Source organism: Microbulbifer mixtoriginis (SeqCode), assembly GCF_052467945.1.
Map to the genome: position 1 here is coordinate 3325473 of NZ_CP174328.1, position 18179 is coordinate 3343651.

Here is an 18179-nt window from a genome sequence, read left to right on the forward strand (position 1 = left end):
ATAGAAAAGCGAGTAACGATTTATAACCAGTCCCACGCAAAATTGTAGAGAACTTTCTAGAGCCAACTGAGAGCTCAAAGCTTTTATCTACTACTACAGTGAGCAGCTCTTCATTCCGGAGAGCTGCTCCCTAAATCGAGAAATCGACACCTTATCCTGGAGTCGATAATTCCAGAATATTGCCACTTATTGTTAAACCTCACTTTTAAACAATCTCATAAGCTGATCAACTACCCACATATGGAGCTGGCTGTGATTAGATCGGCTATGCCATGCTGCAATGACTTCAAATTTTGGGGTTTGTGTATCCAAGTTGAGAGGAATCACTTTCTTATTGGGCAACAATCTTGAGGGGTAAAAAGCAATTGTGTCAGTGGCAGCAATAATATCTGGTGCGGCTGAAAAGCAAGGTACTGACATTACGATATTGCGCTTTAGTCCTTGCATAGCAAACCATTCATCGTGAGACCCTCTCAAGTTCGGGCGAGAAGGTGAAATAATCAATTGTGGAAGCTCTGCTACGTCAGGCAAAGTCAATGACCTGCCCTTTAGAGGAGATTTTTTTCCTGCAATACAGACATGTTGCTCTTCAAATAACAGTTTGTAAGGCAGGTCATCCGGGATGAAATCAGGGAAAGTGAGCGCGAGATCGATCTCGCCGGCAACCATTAATTGATTTAGGTTATCTGTTTCAAAATCCCTGACGATAACTTTAAGCTCTGGGGCAGATTTACGGACAACCTCTAGTAGTTGGGGTAGTACCGATTGAATCGCGTAGTCTGTGGCGCTAATGCTAAAAACCCCCTTATAGGTTGCCGGGTCAAAAGCTATTGGGGTCAGCAGTGACTCTACATCCTTTAAAATGCTGCTGATCCTGCCGCCCAGTTGTTCGGCAATAGGAGTGGGCACCATGCCGTTACCTTGCCTAATGAACAGACGGTCATCAAATACCTCTCTCAACTTACGCAGCTGTTCGCTGATTGCTTGCTGAGTTAACCCTACCTTTACCGCTACCCGCGATAGGTTTCTCTCTTGCAGTAGCGCTTCCAATATACGTAGCTGTTTCAGGTCTAACCGACTAATACCATTCATATTTGTAACCAGGACAAAGAGTAGTTGTTTCCAATTGTATCTTTGCCTATCTATTATTCCCACCATCGTAAGGCACAGCCACATCTGGCTGGGGCTATTTAATAGCCCAAGAAGTTACTCTTCTAATTATCTGGAGATAGATATGAGCCGACCCACTAAGCGCTTTGCTCCTCAGGAATCTTATAAATTATTTATTGGTGGTGAATGGGTTAATAGCAACTCGGGGCGTACGATGGACAGCCTCAATCCTGCTACAGGCGAATTACTGACTCGCATACCGTTGGCCGATTCAAGTGATGTCGATGCTGCTGTCATTGCGGCAGAAAAGGCGTTCCCCACCTGGAAACTTACTTCCGCTATTGAACGACAGGATGCACTGCTCAAAATTGCAGACATGCTTGCAGAAAAGAAAGCATTTTTCGCCCACCTTGAGGCATTGGAAACCGGCAAGCCAATTCGCGAAACTTCAAATATTGATATCCCACTGGCCATAGACCACTTTCGCTACTTTGCAGGGGTTATCCGCTCTCACAGCGACGAAGCGGTGATGATTGATGATCAAACCATGAGCTTGGTATTCAGCGAGCCAATGGGTGTAGTCGGTCAGGTAATCCCATGGAACTACCCTCTGCTGATGGCCGCCTGGAAGATTGCACCCGCTATCGCAACCGGTAACACCGTAGTGATTAAGCCATCCGAGATAACTTCATCCACCCTGCTGGAGCTGACCAAGATTTTCAAAGAAGTATTACCAGATGGTGTGGTGAACGTTGTCACCGGCGTAGGCCCAGAAGCGGGCCAGGCTTTACTGGATCACCCTAAAGTCGCGAAGCTGGCCTTCACCGGGTCTACCGGCATCGGATATAACGTGGCCAAAGCTGCGGCTGATAAATTGGTACCAGCTACATTGGAGCTGGGTGGCAAGTCAGCCAATATCGTATTCCCCGACACAAACTGGGAAAAAGCACTGGAGGGCGGAGCCCTGTCTATCCTGCTGAACCAGGGACAAGTCTGTGAATCTGGTGCCCGCCTTTTTGTGCACGAAGATATTGTTGAGCGTTTTACTACTGAACTAAAAGCCAAGTTTGAAGCCGTGAATGTCGGCGACCCGATGGACCCCAACACACAGATGGGCAGCCAGATCAGTGAAGCGCAAATGAACCGTATTCTTGGCTACATAGATGTCGCCAAAGAGGAAGGTGCAAAAATCCTGACTGGAGGTAAGCGATTACAAAAGCCAGGATTAGAACAGGGTTTTTATATTGAGCCGACAATCATTACCCATGCCGATAACGCAATGAAAGTCGCACAAGAAGAAATCTTTGGCCCAGTTGTTGTAGTGATTCCATTCTCCTCTGAGGAAGAAGTTATAGCGATGGCCAACCAATCTGATTATGGCTTGGCAGGTGCCGTTTGGACTCAGGATATAAACCGTGCACTGCGCGTTGCACGAGCCGTGGAAACTGGCCGCATGTGGGTGAATACCTATCACGAACTCCCTGCCCATGCACCATTCGGCGGTTACAAGAAATCAGGTATTGGGCGTGAAACCCATAAATCGATGATTGATGCCTACACGCAAAAGAAGAATATCTTTATCAGCCTTAATGAAAAGCCCTACGGTCTTTTTTAAGCCTCACTGCAATTAGCTTTTAGCAGGAAAGTAGTTATGAAAAACGAAGCACTATTCAGTGAAATCAACCTGGGCCCTTACACCCTGAAAAACCGCATTGTTCTACCGCCGCTTACCCGGTCGCGTAGTTCACAGCCTGGCAACATCGCTAATGACTTAATGGCCAACTACTACGCTCAGCGTGCCGGTGCAGGCTTTATGGTTACAGAGGGCACGCAAATTGAACCCAGGGGCCAGGGTTATGCCTGGACTCCCGGAATTTATTCACAGGACCAGATCGAAGGCTGGAAAAAAGTGACCAAATCCGTTCACGATCAAGGCGGTATTATTTTTGCACAGCTTTGGCATGTGGGGCGTGTATCCCACACATCACTACAACCGGGTGGAACGGCTCCTGTTGCGCCATCTGCAATTCGTGCAGATGCGGTAAAGGTATTTATTCAGACAGGGCCAGGGCAAGGTGCTTTGGCTGATCCCAGTGAACCTCGTGCATTGACAACAGAAGAAGTTAAAGAACTGGTGCAGATCTATGCCCAGGCAGCACGCAATGCTTTGGAAGCAGGCTTCGACGGTGTTGAGCTGCATTGTGCCAATGGTTATCTTGTAAACCAGTTTATTTCTGAGCATACCAATCAACGCGATGACGAGTATGGCGGTAGCCTGGAGAACCGACTGCGTTTCCTCAAAGAGATTGTTGCAGCGGTATCAGCAGAGGTAGGCAATGATCGTCTCGGCGTTCGATTTGCTCCGCTGTTTGAAAGTACCGATGAGGACCGTGTTTATCTTGGCCTGGTGGAGAGTGACCCACACACAACTTATATCGAAGCTATCAAACTGTTGAACGAGGCGGGAATTGCCTATCTATCTCTAGCAGAAGCAGATTGGGATAATGCACCGGATTTACCCGAGAATTTCTACCAGGAAGTGCGAGAGATCTTTGGCGGGCGCATCATGTATGCCGGCAAGTATTCCCCAGAGAAGGCTTTGCGGGTGCTGCAGGCGGGTAACGGAGATATCTTTGGTTTTGGCCGCCCTTTCATTGCCAATCCGGACCTTCCCACACGTATTCGCAATGATTGGCCTCTTAATAAAGTTGACCCGGAAACTATGTATGGCGGTACTGATGAGGGCTATACCGATTACCCTTCTTACCAGCCATAATTTTTAACAGTTCCTTAACAGGACATAAAAATCCCCAGTAATTGAAGGTTACTGGGGCTTTAAACTTACTCGTAAAACTTCTTGGATTCCTGAGGTAATTTTCAGTGTTTTTCTAGACACTAAAATAACTATTAGTCGCTTTGGACACCTCGACTAAATAGTGATTTATTTTGAGATGATTATTAAAAACTAAAAGTCCACTCAGGCATCCAGTTCAAAGCCCAGGTTTCCAGGACTTTATCAAAGCCACTCAACACCATAATCCCAAGCAACAAAAGTATGGCACCAAGTGCTACTTTGCCGCCAACAGCAAAAGTACCAACTGATGGTGATAAACGGCTATAAATTTTCCTTGATAGCCCGCCTGCCACCAGTAGCGCAGCGCCGGTACCAAGCCCAAAAGAAAACATCACCATAAATGACTGGCCTAATTGCTGGCCCATGGAAGCAAGCGCGATTGCTGCACCTAGCGTGGGACCTACGCAGGGCAACCAAATAATTCCTGTGAGAAAGCCGATACCAAACTGCCCGGCCCAGGCGCCATCACCAGTAATGCTCGCCCCAGCGGTAACTTTCGACAAACGCAGGGTCACCCAGTCGGAAAGGGGTTTAATCAGCAGAATAAGGGCAACGGCCACAAGCAGGATTGCAGCAATATAGCGAAATAGCTCTGGGTCCAGCCCTAAAGAGACCAACAGGAAACTGAGCACAGTTCCAGCCAGGGCAAATGACAAGCTAAGCCCTACGGCGAGCGCATAAGGCCCCCAGCGCCCAGCGCTGCTGGAGGCACCAACCACCATTGGCACAAGTGGCCAAACACAGGGGGAGAGAATACTAAGTGTGCCCGCAATCAAGGCCAGGGGGATGGCGCTGACTTCAAGCATTTTCGCCGCAGGCCTTAACTGAGTTAAAGATATTCTGGCGAATAACATCAGCGCGTGTTTCAGCAACACTGAACCACACCTGCTTGTCCCCACGATAGAGCAGCAGAGTTGACTGCCTGGGCGCACGGAAATGCTTTACCCACTCTTTTTGCTTGTCGAAATTCACATTAAGGATTGTGAGGCCGCACTGGGGGTTATCTTCCTGGAACTGCGCAAGAATTGTGCCCTGCTTCTTACAGGTAGGGCACCAGTCTGCCCGTACATCAATCAATACGGGTTGCTTGGCAGCTTGCAGCTCTTTGAAGCGCTCTTCGGAGAAGGGCTCTTCGGAGAAGGGCTCTCCCGCTGATGCGAAGGGCATAGAGAGCAGTAAGATAACTAAGAACAGGGTGCGGTGAAATACTTTCATGCTGGTAATATCCCAAGTGAAGGGTTGAAAATTTCAATAAATAGGCAAGTTTGGCTGCTTACCTAGATTTGTCGTACTAGCTAGTAAATTTCTTACACCCGGTAGCTTTAAATATAAGCAACCGCACCTGATCCGGAAAATCTGAGAACTGTGACAAATCTCAGGCTTCACTTATTGACTGGCTGTTCTTAACCATCTGTTGGGCCTATCTACCCACTAAGTCACTTGATTGCTGACAATATCCCTATAAGATCCCGCGGGTAATTTTTGCGACCGTAACAAGCGTGTCTCGAAGCTCTACGTCAGTATTCAATGTCAAATGGATTCAGATCGAAAAATGAACAAACTTTTTGCCCTTATAGCCATTACTCTTGCCACCGCTTCCTGCATGCAACTCGAAGTCAAACCGGGCCGTGTTATTGGCGATACCGTGGATGCGGGCAAAGAGGCTTATCAAAGTATTCAACGCAGCCGCCGCGGTGAGGAAGAGAGAGGTTTCTCCCACAAAACCAGTTACGATTCTGCCATTTCTAATGCCGCCAATATTGCAGGCTGCAAGGAAGAGCTAATGGAGGTGGTTAGTGTTTCAGACCTCGTTGTATCCCAGGTGATTTCTGAGTCTTCTGAAGTGCTGGTTAAGGATGGTGATAAAACCATTTACTGCGCAATGCGAGCCGTGGTTCGCCCTAAAGCTTGAACACTGCAGAAAACAAAAGAGTTCTAGTGACTTCTTTAAGTATTAACCAGTGAATACTGCCGTCATCAACTGGTTTGGGCCTAGTTATAGTGAGTTGAATCCACTTTTGCAGCACCTGCATACGCAAGGTGCCAAGCTGTATGGGGAGGTGGAGACCCGTTTTGGTTCCGGCGTCGCCGGCTGGATTGGTCGACGAATGGCGCACAAGCTAGGGGCTCCAACGACAGCTGGCAAAGTGCCTTTTCTGTAGACATCCATCACTCCCCAGAAAAACTGATTTGGTCCCGCACTTTTGCCAGAACCCATACTGTTACCTCAGAGTTCCAGCCAGTGAAGACCCACCAACAAGGTGGTTACTGGGTGGAATCCACTGGCCCGGTCAAAATACAGCTAGGGGTCTCAACAGAGAGTGGCAACTGGCAATGGCTACAGCAATCTGTATCACTTTTTCGTATTCCTATTCCAACAATATTCAGGCCAAGGGTTTCCGCTGGAAAAGCCGTTGTGAATGGGCTCTACCAATTTGAAGTAAAAATCTCCTTGCCATTGCTGGGCCTTATCTTTGGCTACTCAGGTACATTAAAGAAAGACGATGGAAAAATGATCGATTAAGCCCGTGCAGTTCACTAGGAAGCCCCTGAATAACTCCGTAATATCTCTGCGGATTTTGAAGACTGCATATGTTAGGCGCAGCTTACAGCGAATGGCCATCGGCCTTTGCAAGAGCTACAACGCAGTAGCTGTAGTCTTCAAGACCCGCCTACAGGGTTTTCAGAGGCTCCCCCTGGACTTGTTGTAAAAACAGACACGGGATAGTCTCGACCAAAACGATAAGAGCAAGTTATGGAAAGTGAACTGCTGTCGCTCCGGGCTGAACTAGCCCTACTGGAACGTGACAACCGGCGTCGGCTGGAGACCTTCGAAAGGCGACTCTCCGCCCTTGAGGCACAACTCAAGCGAGGCAATACAGAAAACAAAGATGCCTTGTCAGAAAACACTATTGGATTAGAGGATGATTTAGCCCTACTTATGGGCTCCCCCTCTGAGTCCCGGCAAACCATTGAGCCAACCCAGCCAGCAAACATACCCCTTACAACCGCGTCTGCTGAATCCAAATCAATTCCACAAGAAAACAGAAAAGTATCAGTAGTCACACCCTGGTTGCAGGAGGGATTAGCTAGCCTAGTGGCACCAGCTCTGGAACCACTGAATCGCGTGTGGGAGCCCCTTGCAAACTTTTATCGCCATTACCAGCGCCAGGGTAAGGCCCCGGTATTCTTTATGACCGCTACCGGCATACTGGCACTGGTCTTTGGCTTTGCTTACTTGCTGCAGTTCTCTTTCAATAACTATTTGGGCCCGGCTGGCAAGGTTACCCTGGGCTTTGTTGTCGCAGCAGCCACAACTCTTGGCGGTGTGACTTTCAGCCGGCGTATGCCCCATATGGCGGACTACGGCTCTGGGCTGATAGCGCTTGGGGTGATTCTTCTCTACCTGTGTGGATACTTTGCCGGGCCTTACTATCAGTTGCTGCCAGTTCCTGTTGGAGTCGGCCTGTTGGTGGTGACAACGGGGCTCTCTTACTTACTGGCTTTATTATTTGAGACACGTGTGGTGTCCATGGTCACACTGCTGGGCGGCGCCACCATGCCTTTGGTGACGAATCATTTTGATCCTTCCGCACTTGTTTATCTCAGCTATTTATTGGCTCTCGCCCTGGCGATGCTGCATTTGTCCAGGCAAATACGCTGGCCACAGCTTGCGATCGTAACCATGGTACTGAGCGCAGGCATGCTGGAGTTTTCCGTCTCAAATCTGGATGAGGCTACATCTACCTGGGGGCCATTACTAATACTACACGGCTTCTTTTATGGCTTTGCCCATTACGCCTTGCGGGGTCTAAACGCTGAATTAATAGAGTCCAGGGGGCTGGAACGGAAACGCCTGATTATTATTGCCGCAAACCTGGTGCTGTTTATCCACATCAGCTGGTCGCTGGCACCCAACAGTAACGCACTGGGCATTGTGTGGCTGCTGAACCTTCTACCCTGGATGGCTCTGGCCATTTATTCACGCTGGCTATTTGGCTACAACGCCACCAGCATTTCCGCCCGTGTTGTACAGAGTATGGCTCTGCTACACGGTGGATTACTGGCAGGCTTGGCGATCCTTGCGTTGTGCAGTCCCGCTTTATTGGGGATTGTCTGGTGTCTAGAGGGATTGTTGCTGATTTTTCTCGGTGCCCGTTTTGGTTTTATCAGTGTAAGAAGCGAGGGTTACATCGCCCTATCTGCGGCTGGCGTTACCATGCTGTGGCAAGCTCTGACCTGGGTAGCTGGCGGAGTTGTTCCCGCACCAATGTTGCTGTCATTAAGCGCAGATTCTGGTTGGGGTAACTGGTTGGCGCTCTGTGCGGCTGCCTTTGCATTAGCCCGACTGTTGCAGCACTGCGCAGATCGGATTACTCCTAGAGAGCACCATTTAACCTCTTTCGCAGATAACGCTTTTGTGGTGTTTTTATCCGCAAGCTTTCTGCTATCTGTTGGCATCCTCTGGCCCCAGGGTATGTGGCTGCTTGCCTTGTTACCGATGGGCTTTTTAATCTGGCACGGCAAGCGCACTGGCTCAGCATTTAGTGAATGGTTTGGACTCAGCCATTACTTACTGCTGTTTATCCCACTACTAGCGAGTGCATCGATTGTGGGTAACTTGCATTTTTACGATCAAATACCTTACGGAAAGATCGCTAGTGTAGAGGCCTTCCTTAGCTTGTGGATGATTGCAGCTCTGTATAAACACCTGGATATGCAATCCACTGGCTTCTCTCTGGCACTCAATTTGCGCAAGCTATTTTACGCTCTGGTGCCAATATTTTTCCTACCAACAGTACTTTATAAGGCCAACGACTACTTCCCCATCGCCGTTTGGCTGTCTGGCGCTATCGCTCTGGCACTCTATACACACCTAAAGCTTGAGGTATTAAAACAGGAACTGCGCATCTTAATCCCAGGCGCAAGCCTTGTAGCAATAATCAGTTGTGCCCTGCAGGAATTCGCCAACTGGCAGGGGTTTGCCATGAGTGGATTGCTGTTGGGACTGATATCAATGGCTGCACTGTTGTGGATCGGCCAGGGATTGCGGCGGAAGCCGGTCGGCCAGGATTGGCGGTTGGCCCTGCACCGGGCACTTAAGCCACTCTTTCCATTGGCCTTTTACTATCTTGCGGCAACGCTACTTATTATTAGCTACGCGCTAAGCCGTGACTTTGCACTGGCACTTTTACTATGCCAGCTGTACTTCGCCGGTCTGTATATTTTTAAACCCCAATTAGCGCCACTGCGCAACCAGTTGACCCCGCTTTATATGCTAAGTCTGCGCCTGTTTGAGTTTATTACCTTGTTACAAGTTGCTGCCGTCATTGCCAATGCCGCCAAGGCGCCAGTGTTGGGGCTGTATAACCTGGTGGCCCTGGGAATCGCTTCACTGTTGGTTTATCAGCGCTTTTTCGCCAATAGAGCCGTATGGCCCGGCCGCAGGCTGTTTAACCTGTGGGTGCTGCACCTTACAGCCATCCCAGCTTATATTGCGCTGCTGGCCCAAGTGCTGGAAACCATGTGGCTGCCGGCAATATCATTTGCCTTGGTGGTGCATGCAACACTGCTACTATTCCAAACCCTAAAACCTGATACCAAAAAGTTACTGAAACTTTCACTTATTTTGTACAGCATTGCCGCACTTAAAATTGTGCTTTGGGATATGCAGGACTTTTCTCTGATACAGAAAATTGTGGTCTGTATGTTGGTGGGGCTGTGCATGCTGGGAGCGGCGTTTCAGTATCAGAAAGTTTTAACAGCAAGAAGTTAAATAAATTCTAATTTATCTTCCAATCTTTGTGGTGATCAAATAACCCATTATTTGATCACCCAGTGACAAGTTAAACAAGCCACCAATTTCAGGTAGGATCACGGTCGCGTACTGAAAAATTGAGCACTAAGCCCAAAGACAGAGAACTTTAGCCTTCATCACCCTAGACAATCAGCTGATTGTTATTATTACGATTGGCTGAAAATCAACCAATGGATTAAACAGAATAAAAATTTGTAGAACCATGAGAAAAGTATCAATCTCAAAGCCTACAAGAGAACATCTTGAAAAGATTCTCTTAAATATTAGCTATATATATTTAACTTTATTTATCTATCAAGTGTACACCGAAGGCGACATTTTTGATCTCCACTACCTATCCAACCTAAACATGCAAAATGCCAACACCATTTTTGCAACCAGTTTTCTTGCATTTTTATTTATTTCTTGTTCAGCCTGCATTATTTATCGCATACGATACCTACATACCGGAAAACCTTTCATATCTGAACTGCAAAAAAAACACCTTTCCAAAATCAACTCAAATATTTGGTATAGCTATTTTTTCCTATTTATTTTTCAACTATCTACTGAGGGTAATATTTTTGACTACCAGTATTTTTCCAGCTTGCTAAAACAAAGCGACGCCTTTATCCCAGCAGGTATTCTCATTGCACTCGGCATAATGATGTACCTCTTGGGAATCACTTACCATACCTGGCTTCTGCTAAAGCTATCCTTAATTCAGCACCAATCAAATTCAGTTGGTGAGCAGGAGTAAAGGTGCCTATTTTATTGGCGAATAAAATAGGCACCTTTATTTGGCTTTATAAGTCAATTGAAACATTGGTTACACTTCGGAGGCGAGCAGTCAAAAATGAAAGAACAAAAAGATAAACGGTACTCATCTACCAAATTTCACAGAAACTATTCCCCACCAACGATACTTGATCCATAACCTGCCCGCTTACTGCACGAACGTACCGCAAAAAGGAACTCCCTCACAATAAAAACGTGAAGTAGTTTGCACTTTACAATAAATAGCCAGCACTATAATACGGCGGCCAAAATCCCGTAAGCGCTAGCGTTGTGGATAGGAACCACCAAGTCTATGTTTGAACGCCTCTTTGCCTCCAGAAAAAAGCCATTTGTACCAAATCGGGACAAACTTGAAACACTGACTGCCAACCTGTCCGGCAGCCACTTTAGTATCTCACTGCCCCCCAACAGCGTGGCCGATATTAATGAGGAATATTATGGCCCCCGCATTGATATCTATAACCGGGAAGCCTATGACGATCTAAGTCGCGGCAAATGGTACCAAGAGGGAAGAATGCCAGGGCAGTCCATTTTAAAACGCAACTGGGGTTTTTATGGACCTCCCTGGATTTCCAGAGAATATGGTTTTTTAACAATATCAATTAGGGTTTATCGGGTAGATGATCTACCTGAAAGTATGAGTTGCTTTAATCCAAGCCACCTTGAACAGGTGATTTTAAAGGATCTATATTTTCATTACGGCCCCCCTGAAATCGACATGATCCCCAAAGCAGCCCCTATCAAATGGCATTCAAAAAACATAAATGGCATAAACTGGCTGTACTGTGAGGCACATCCTAAATGTAGCGAACTAGAACTACGAGAGAATCCCTTTAGCGAAGCTGTGTACGACACGCAACTCTATGCTCCGATAGATGACCAATATTTCATTGATGTCAACTTCAGCGCATTAGGTTATGCCCCTGCCACTTATAGTATTGCCGCAATGGAAAATTTAATGACGAATACTTACTCAACGCTAAATTTAAAGTTGAGCCCGGCTATGCAAAAACGAAAAGAAGAAATTAAGCGACAATTCCCAGAAGCAAGATTTAGTCAGGCCCGCGATCCGGAACCCTGGGTTTACCATAAAATTCGCAAGGGTAATAGTAGAGTTGGCGAAGACTCTTTTGTTGTGGTCAAAAAAGGAACACCGCCACCAAATTTTAATCCCTGATTAATTTATTTGCGATTTAGTTTAGAACTATGATAAGGAGATCTTATGCCAGCATTTCGTGCCGGTTGGACCAAAATAATTGAAATGGCTCCTATGGGGACAAAACAGGGCCGTGATGTTTATGTCAACAATGCCCATTACCCGATGTATGAAAAAGTAAAACAGGAAGCGCAAACTAATTACTATTCTGCCACCCTGCTACGAGCACTAATAAGCTTAAATGCCGATACTGGCAGTAGCCAGAGTGCCAATGGAGCTGGAACTATTCGCTACCTAGTACGCCATGGTATGGCCATTGAATACTTTATTGATAATGGCGATGTTCTGATCCATAAACTCCACTATGATGATTCTTTACAACCTAATACAGGAAGTCAAACAACAGGAGTTTACAAAGTTCGACATGATGGAAACACCTGGAAAACAAATAGTATTCCCCTGGATAAGATGCAGCATAAACATAAATGGAATGGTGCACACTATGCTGCAGTGAGCGGCAAATTCGGATCAAATAATTCAGCCGGCCGCATACTAATTAAGCATATTGAAAAAGCTTATGGCGGAACGGAGATACTTCCCAGAGATATTACCAAAGTTGACAATCATTACTCCCTCTACTGGATTAACAAAGGAGAGCACGGTGCATTGCCATCTGTCGATGGTCTGACCTCTCTGATACAACAGGCCGCTGATGCCCGTGAGTCAGTCAACTGGTTAGTACACGGTGAGGGTGCCAAAACCCTCCAGCGAGCGTTGGAAATCTTGCAGACTGCCCCCTCTTTAAGCCGTTTTGCGGCGAAGGATGAAGAAATCGTGCGCGGATTGCGTATGAAAATGGCTGGTCAGAAGATCTTCCTTTCCAACCCAGTGGGCGCAAATCCCGATAAGATTGAAAAGCTTTGTAGTGTCGTTGGTCTTACCTATGTAAATAAAAATATCAATACACGAAATTTCAAAACAACTGGGGCATGGCGCAACTCCTGGGGAGAGATCAAAAAAATCGGAGCAACGGCTATGGCAATTGGTTTTGCGACAACGGTAAGTAAAAAGTCAGGTGTCTATTACCTTCAAAAACAGGGTGAACTAATGGGGGAGTCATTTGGCGCCGCTATGACTAATACTAATTCTATAACTATCGCTACTGCGGGTGCGTCAGTTGCCGCCGTTTATGTTTTTGCCCAGTCCCAGTTCACCAAATGGAACGATCACTACCGAGCGATAAGAGCAACCGCAAGTAGTACCTTTGGTCGCGGCAATGAATATTGGTACGAGAGTGATAAAGATCTGCTAGAGCAGTTATCTGGCTAAGACTAGAACGATAATCACCCTACTATTTAGTAGGGTAAATCTAGGATTTTATTGGTGCCCGCCTTGGCAGGCACCATTTATTGAAATTTAATAGATACTTCAGATATTTGATCTAATAAGTATCTATTCTTTAAATCACCTGTACAAAATCCCACCCACTCTATTAAATCTTAACTAGAAGTAGTCAATTCATCTACTTAAAAACATATCTAAATAAGTAATTTTTTAAAGTCTACACTCATTGAAAGCCCCCTTTCTCAGATGGACTTTCAGGGAAGTGAGAGATGATACGGCTCAGACAGGCAATAACACTCTTTGCCACCTTATTAACCAGTTGCCTGGCAATAGCAGATTACCAAAAAGGAGACTTTATAGTTCGTGTTGGCGCCGCTGCAGTAGCTCCCAATGACGATTCCGACAATCTGCGCCTAAATGGCACCATACTGCCTGATACACGAGTTTACGTGGATACTGGTTACTCCGTGAGCTTTACGGGCACCTGGTTATTCGCCGATCACTGGGGGCTGGAGCTGTTGGCTGCACTGCCATTCAAACACGACCTTAAGGTGAGTGGCCTGCCAGACCCGAATACTGGGGAGCCTCTGGGCAGGGTTCGCCTGGGGGATATCAAACACCTACCTCCTACCCTCACGTTGCAGTGGTACCCGGTATGTACAGAATCCTGGGTGCAGCCATATATTGGTGTTGGAGTAAATTACACCCATTTTTTCAGCGAGCATATCAACCGTGTAGCCCAGAACTACTTTGAGACAGTACTCGGAGCCGAATCACGAGCAAGACTCAAGCTGGACAACTCCTGGGGACTTGCCGGGGAGGTTGGTATAGATGTCGCCTTTGGCAGGGAGAGCCGCTGGTTGTTTAACGCGGCTATTTGGTATCTGGATATTGATACCAAGGCAAAGATCCATTTTCACTCTGGAGCTGATGACAGCTCTCACATTCGGGTGAATGTGGATATAGACCCATTTGTTTACTCCCTGGGTATCGGTTACCACTTCTGAGGTGTTCAGCACATCGCAGCCCCTTCTTTCTATTTATTAGAATGAATAAGCCTATTTATACCAATTTTCATTCTATTAAATATCACTAAACTGCTCCTTAAAGACATCGACTACTTAGCCAAAACCCAGTGTTATCCACTTATTCACATTTTGAGGAGCGTCCCTATGACCACTTCTACTTTATCCACAGTCCAGACAAGTACAAACTCGAATCTGTTTGCAGACATCGCCGACCTCAGTGGGCGTATCGGCCTGGCAGCAATCTTTATACTAGCGGGAGTGAATAAGCTTCAGAACTATGAGGGCAGCGCCCAGTACTTGGCTATGGGCGGCCTGCCAGAATTCCTTCTGCCACTGGTAATCTTATTTGAGATTGGCGGAGCCCTGGCATTGATCGTCGGCTTCCATGTTCGCCTTACCGCCCTGGCATTTGCGGCATTCAGCCTGCTAACCGCGGCCTTGTATCACCATAACTTAGCCGATCAGATGCAATTTTTGATGTTCTTTAAAAACATGGCCATGGCTGGCGGCTTCCTGGTACTGGCCGCTCATGGCGCCGGTCGCTTAAGCATCGATAAGCGTAAAAATACCATTTGATAATTTAGCCAACATACTTTTATCTCGCCCTGGCTACCTCAGGGCCGATTATCACAAACACTGATTCAGGAGAGAAACATGGGACTATTAGTCAACGGCCAATGGAAAGACCAGTGGTATGACACCAAAGATTCCAGCGGATCGTTTAAGCGAGAAGCTGCTCAACTGCGCAATTGGATTACCCGTGATGGCAGCGCAGGCCCCAGTGGTAGAGGTGGCTTTAAGGCGGAATCCGGGCGTTACCATTTATATGTATCTCTGGCTTGCCCCTGGGCTCATCGAACCTTAATTTTCCGCAAGTTAAAAAAACTGGAGGAGCACATCAGTGTTTCTGTAGTCAGCCCGGATATGCTGGAACATGGTTGGAGTTTTAATACCGATGAGGGCAGCAGTGGTGATTCGCTATTTGGCTATCAGTTCTTGCATCAGTTATATACACGTAATAAAGCTGATTACACTGGTCGCGTTACTGTGCCAGTACTTTGGGATAAGCTGCAAAATTGTATTGTCAGCAATGAATCTTCAGAAATTATCCGTATGTTTAATCAAGCATTTAATGAAATTAGCGGGGATACGCAGAACTTTTCCCCTGAGGAAAAACAAACAGAAATTGATACCATCAATGAACTAGTATACGAAAATATCAACAACGGCGTATACCGAAGCGGTTTTGCCACCACTCAGGAAGCTTATAAAGAAGCCTATACAAATTTATTTGATGCCCTGGATCGGGTAGAGAATATTTTAGGTCAAAAGCGCTATCTAGTAGGAGAAAAAATCACTGAGGCCGACTGGCGGTTATTTACTACCCTAATACGCTTTGATTCCGTCTATCACGGACACTTCAAGTGTAATCGTCAACGCCTTGAGGATTACCCCAACCTCAGCAATTATGTACGCGAACTATACCAGTGGCCCGGAGTTGCAGAGACCGTGAACTTTCACCATATCAAGCGGCATTACTACTTTAGTCACACAATGATCAATCCAACTCAGATAGTTCCAGTGGGACCGGATATCGATTACACCACCCCTCACAATCGGGCTTAAGCCTAGCCCAAAAAGCCGTTACTGCACACTTATCCACATATCCTTACAGTGGCCGCAACGCGGCCTCCTTTTTACTTTGGGGTCTTAAAGCGTGAGTCTGTTTGCAGATAAACCACATCACAATAGTTTACAACTCACAGAGTTAATTACTGAGCAAGTTAATCTCGAGATTTTCCATGTACGGAATACAAAGATTAATATGCCAGAGAATATATATACGTCTCTGAACAGGGAATATAAGACGTTGAGATTTAGCCAATACCATTACGGTAAAGCAACAAACTTTTTCAATATCAATAGAAGCGTATTCAACTTTTCTCTATATTTGTTTCAGAAGTGACACGAGCAATACCATACTCGAATCAGAGCTTATCTTGCTTCTCATCCGACTAGCTTTGATGAATTCAAAAAAAACCGCTAATTCACTCATTATCTCCTCCCTGGGACAACAAGTGTAAAGATACAACACAAGGAGATACCGACTTTTTTCTTTTTCATAGCGCCTTACCAAGCGGGAGAAACAATTACTTTAAAATCTTCACAGGAGTACCACCTATAATTTTCACTATCATTCTGTGTAGTCGAGGAATAAAGTAGCCTTTCTGAAATGGCTCTCAGGAGAGGGAAAACTCATGCAAAAGACCACCCTTGAGCAATGGCGGATGTTTAAGGCCGTTGTAGATGCTGGCGGTTTTAATCAGGCAGCCTCGATGGTTCACAAGAGCCAATCCAGTATTCACCATGCGGTAACGAACTTGGAAGCGTCACTCGGTGTTAAGCTGTTTGAAGTATCGGGGCGTAAGGTAGTACTTACTGAAGCTGGTCGATTAATGCTGCGTCGTGGCAAGTTCCTACTGGAAGAGGTATCTCGTATTGAGGCTATTGCAGATAGCCTGAGTGAAGGGGTGGAATCGGAGTTACGCATTGCGGTAGATGGAGCCTTTCCACAGAAGGTAGTCTTCCAGGCTTTAGAGAAAGTGTCTGGGGTCTACCCTCAGGTCAATATTGATATTGTGGATACTGTTTTATCCGGTACCAACGAATTGATTCAGGAAGGACTCGTAGACCTGGGCCTTTCGGCCTTTACCATGGATGACAGCCTCAACGATGAAATCTGCCGTATCAAATTTGTGGCCGTGGCTCACAATGCACATCCACTACTCCAGTTTGACCGTGAGTTAACATTTGAGGATCTAAAATCCTATCGGCAGATTATTGTGCGGGATTCGGCGATTCAAACAAACCGGGATTCAGGCTGGCTAGGAGCAGAGCAACGCTGGAAGGTGGGTAGTTTGCGTGCATCTCTAGATTTAATCACCCAGGGCATGGGGTTTGCCTGGCTGCCTATGCCACTGGTGGTTGACTCACTCAATGATGGGACTCTGAAACTGCTTCGCTTAAAAAAAGGCGGGACACGTTCCACCAGTTTTTATATAAACTTCAAGGACCAGGATAAGCTTGGACCTGTGGCTCGGGAATTTATTGGAGAACTGCGCCTACTAACCCTGGAGATGCCAGCCTCTGAGTAATAGTGCTTATTCTTCATTTTTTCCTGCTTCCTTTCTTCTCCATAGATCCATATTTCTTTATCGCTTTCTCTTTTTTAGCATGGGAAGATGGGATAGACGAATGTTAAGTTGGAGGCCATTCATTCGATTAAGGCGAATTACTTGTCCGTTTTTATCCAATGTTTGTTTTCGTAACCATTATCTATCATAGCCCTATCATCACAACCAATCTTATTAATAGGGATCAGGCTATGTATTATTACAGACCCTCACAAGCACGTGGTAGAGCCCGTTTTGGCTGGCTAGATAGTAGACATAGCTTTTCTTTTGGGCATTATTACGACCCTAATCATATGGGGTTTTCTGTACTGCGTGTTATCAATGATGACACCGTTATACCTGGTGCAGGATTTGATACTCATGGCCATCGGGATATGGAGATTATATCCTACATTTTGCAGGGTGCGATTGAACATAAAGACAGTGAGGGTAATCGTTTGGTCGTATCAGCTGGAGAGATTCAGAGGATGAGTGCGGGAACCGGCATCACTCACTCGGAATACAACCACTCAAAAACGGAGCAGCTTAAATTTTTACAAATCTGGATTGAACCGAATCGCCGAGGCATAAAACCCAGTTACGAACAGCAGTCAATCCCACAACGGGATAAGCTGACTGCGCTTATCACCCCCGATGGAAGCGGAAACACACTCTCCATACATCAGGATACCAGTCTATACCGTTTGCAATTAAATACCGGAGAAAGCATTACAATACAAACCCATGAGCGGCCCGGCTACTTACATGTCATTGAAGGTGAGGCCAGTATAAATGATAAATCTATACTGGCCTCAGGGGATGGCCTGGGTTTATTCAAGAAACAAGTACAACTGAAAGCGATAAAGAATAGCATCACGGCCCTGTGGTTTGACCTACCAGCCAACTGAATCTAGGTAAG

The 18179-nt window shown here is 46.3% G+C and carries 17 protein-coding genes; 14 read left to right on the plus strand and 3 right to left on the minus strand.

The genetic code is table 11. From position 1 onward, the window contains the following. Positions 1 to 192: 192 nt before the first annotated feature. Entirely contained in the window at positions 193 to 1176 is a 984-nt protein-coding gene (locus ACJJIJ_RS14555) for a LysR family transcriptional regulator (protein WP_444937724.1), read from the minus strand. Between the two features lie 58 nt (positions 1177 to 1234). On the opposite strand from ACJJIJ_RS14555, the gene ACJJIJ_RS14560 reads away from it, so the two are divergent. Both ACJJIJ_RS14560 and ACJJIJ_RS14565 read left to right on the plus strand, forming a co-directional pair. Beyond that, positions 1235 to 2725, plus strand: coding sequence for an aldehyde dehydrogenase family protein (locus tag ACJJIJ_RS14560; protein WP_444937725.1), 1491 nt, complete (start codon positions 1235 to 1237; stop codon positions 2723 to 2725). 36 nt (positions 2726 to 2761) lie between these two features. Next, a complete protein-coding gene (locus tag ACJJIJ_RS14565) occupies positions 2762 to 3886 on the plus strand; it encodes an alkene reductase (RefSeq protein ID WP_444937726.1) in 1125 nt (374 codons plus the stop codon). Between the two features lie 182 nt (positions 3887 to 4068). Here the strand turns inward: ACJJIJ_RS14565 and ACJJIJ_RS14570 are convergent, their stop codons facing one another. Beyond that, positions 4069 to 4770 carry a cytochrome c biogenesis CcdA family protein gene (locus ACJJIJ_RS14570; RefSeq protein WP_252083267.1) on the minus strand — a complete coding sequence of 234 codons (702 nt, stop codon included), beginning with the start codon at positions 4768 to 4770 and terminating at the stop codon, positions 4069 to 4071. After that, the gene (locus tag ACJJIJ_RS14575; RefSeq protein WP_444937727.1) at positions 4763 to 5179 is read right to left on the minus strand and encodes a thioredoxin domain-containing protein; all 417 of its coding nucleotides are present in this window, start codon (positions 5177 to 5179) and stop codon (positions 4763 to 4765) included. Before ACJJIJ_RS14575 ends, ACJJIJ_RS14570 begins: the two co-directional genes overlap by 8 nt. A 337-nt stretch (positions 5180 to 5516) precedes the next feature. Here ACJJIJ_RS14575 and ACJJIJ_RS14580 point away from each other — a divergent pair, with 337 nt between their 5' ends. From ACJJIJ_RS14580 to ACJJIJ_RS14635, 12 genes are all read left to right on the plus strand, one after another. Then, positions 5517 to 5876: a hypothetical protein gene (locus tag ACJJIJ_RS14580; protein WP_252083269.1), complete on the plus strand. Its 360-nt coding sequence runs from the start codon at positions 5517 to 5519 to the stop codon at positions 5874 to 5876. A 49-nt stretch (positions 5877 to 5925) separates the two neighbouring features. Further along, positions 5926 to 6126, plus strand: a complete 201-nt coding sequence (locus tag ACJJIJ_RS14585; RefSeq protein ID WP_444937728.1) for a hypothetical protein — start codon at positions 5926 to 5928, stop codon at positions 6124 to 6126. A gap of 23 nt (positions 6127 to 6149) precedes the next feature. Further along, positions 6150 to 6488: a DUF4166 domain-containing protein gene (locus ACJJIJ_RS14590; protein ID WP_444939585.1), complete on the plus strand. Its 339-nt coding sequence runs from the start codon at positions 6150 to 6152 to the stop codon at positions 6486 to 6488. Positions 6489 to 6719: 231 nt separating this feature from the next. After that, entirely contained in the window at positions 6720 to 9740 is a 3021-nt protein-coding gene (locus ACJJIJ_RS14595; RefSeq protein WP_444937729.1) for a DUF2339 domain-containing protein, read from the plus strand. 244 nt (positions 9741 to 9984) lie between these two features. Beyond that, entirely contained in the window at positions 9985 to 10521 is a 537-nt protein-coding gene (locus ACJJIJ_RS14600) for a hypothetical protein (RefSeq protein WP_444937730.1), read from the plus strand. Between the two features lie 330 nt (positions 10522 to 10851). Further along, on the plus strand, positions 10852 to 11736 hold the full coding sequence (locus ACJJIJ_RS14605; protein ID WP_444937731.1) for a hypothetical protein: 885 nt from the start codon (positions 10852 to 10854) through the stop codon (positions 11734 to 11736). Positions 11737 to 11781: 45 nt separating this feature from the next. Next, positions 11782 to 13044: a hypothetical protein gene (locus tag ACJJIJ_RS14610; protein ID WP_444937732.1), complete on the plus strand. Its 1263-nt coding sequence runs from the start codon at positions 11782 to 11784 to the stop codon at positions 13042 to 13044. A 284-nt stretch (positions 13045 to 13328) separates the two neighbouring features. Then, on the plus strand, positions 13329 to 14066 hold the full coding sequence (locus ACJJIJ_RS14615) for an OmpW/AlkL family protein (protein WP_444937733.1): 738 nt from the start codon (positions 13329 to 13331) through the stop codon (positions 14064 to 14066). Positions 14067 to 14231: 165 nt separating this feature from the next. Further along, a complete protein-coding gene (locus ACJJIJ_RS14620; RefSeq protein WP_252083276.1) occupies positions 14232 to 14663 on the plus strand; it encodes a DoxX family protein in 432 nt (143 codons plus the stop codon). Between the two features lie 78 nt (positions 14664 to 14741). Continuing rightward, entirely contained in the window at positions 14742 to 15713 is a 972-nt protein-coding gene (locus tag ACJJIJ_RS14625) for a glutathione S-transferase family protein (protein WP_444937734.1), read from the plus strand. Between the two features lie 632 nt (positions 15714 to 16345). Continuing rightward, entirely contained in the window at positions 16346 to 17242 is an 897-nt protein-coding gene (locus ACJJIJ_RS14630) for a LysR family transcriptional regulator (RefSeq protein ID WP_444937735.1), read from the plus strand. A gap of 230 nt (positions 17243 to 17472) precedes the next feature. Beyond that, a complete protein-coding gene (locus ACJJIJ_RS14635; protein ID WP_444937736.1) occupies positions 17473 to 18168 on the plus strand; it encodes a pirin family protein in 696 nt (231 codons plus the stop codon). The last annotated feature ends 11 nt before the right edge of the window (positions 18169 to 18179 follow it).

Bases quoted from the DNA above. Each gene is read 5' to 3' on its own strand.
- ACJJIJ_RS14615 (WP_444937733.1), top strand. From the start codon at position 13,329: ATGATACGGCTCAGACAGGCAATAACACTCTTTGCCACCTTATTAACC.
- ACJJIJ_RS14575 (WP_444937727.1), bottom strand. From the start codon at position 5,179: ATGAAAGTATTTCACCGCACCCTGTTCTTAGTTATCTTACTGCTCTCT.
- ACJJIJ_RS14565 (WP_444937726.1), top strand. From the start codon at position 2,762: ATGAAAAACGAAGCACTATTCAGTGAAATCAACCTGGGCCCTTACACC.
- ACJJIJ_RS14595 (WP_444937729.1), top strand. From the start codon at position 6,720: ATGGAAAGTGAACTGCTGTCGCTCCGGGCTGAACTAGCCCTACTGGAA.
- ACJJIJ_RS14555 (WP_444937724.1), bottom strand. From the start codon at position 1,176: ATGTGGCTGTGCCTTACGATGGTGGGAATAATAGATAGGCAAAGATAC.
- ACJJIJ_RS14635 (WP_444937736.1), top strand. From the start codon at position 17,473: ATGTATTATTACAGACCCTCACAAGCACGTGGTAGAGCCCGTTTTGGC.
- ACJJIJ_RS14570 (WP_252083267.1), bottom strand. From the start codon at position 4,770: ATGCTTGAAGTCAGCGCCATCCCCCTGGCCTTGATTGCGGGCACACTT.
- ACJJIJ_RS14605 (WP_444937731.1), top strand. From the start codon at position 10,852: ATGTTTGAACGCCTCTTTGCCTCCAGAAAAAAGCCATTTGTACCAAAT.
- ACJJIJ_RS14580 (WP_252083269.1), top strand. From the start codon at position 5,517: ATGAACAAACTTTTTGCCCTTATAGCCATTACTCTTGCCACCGCTTCC.
- ACJJIJ_RS14560 (WP_444937725.1), top strand. From the start codon at position 1,235: ATGAGCCGACCCACTAAGCGCTTTGCTCCTCAGGAATCTTATAAATTA.
- ACJJIJ_RS14630 (WP_444937735.1), top strand. From the start codon at position 16,346: ATGCAAAAGACCACCCTTGAGCAATGGCGGATGTTTAAGGCCGTTGTA.
- ACJJIJ_RS14610 (WP_444937732.1), top strand. From the start codon at position 11,782: ATGCCAGCATTTCGTGCCGGTTGGACCAAAATAATTGAAATGGCTCCT.
- ACJJIJ_RS14600 (WP_444937730.1), top strand. From the start codon at position 9,985: ATGAGAAAAGTATCAATCTCAAAGCCTACAAGAGAACATCTTGAAAAG.
- ACJJIJ_RS14620 (WP_252083276.1), top strand. From the start codon at position 14,232: ATGACCACTTCTACTTTATCCACAGTCCAGACAAGTACAAACTCGAAT.
- ACJJIJ_RS14625 (WP_444937734.1), top strand. From the start codon at position 14,742: ATGGGACTATTAGTCAACGGCCAATGGAAAGACCAGTGGTATGACACC.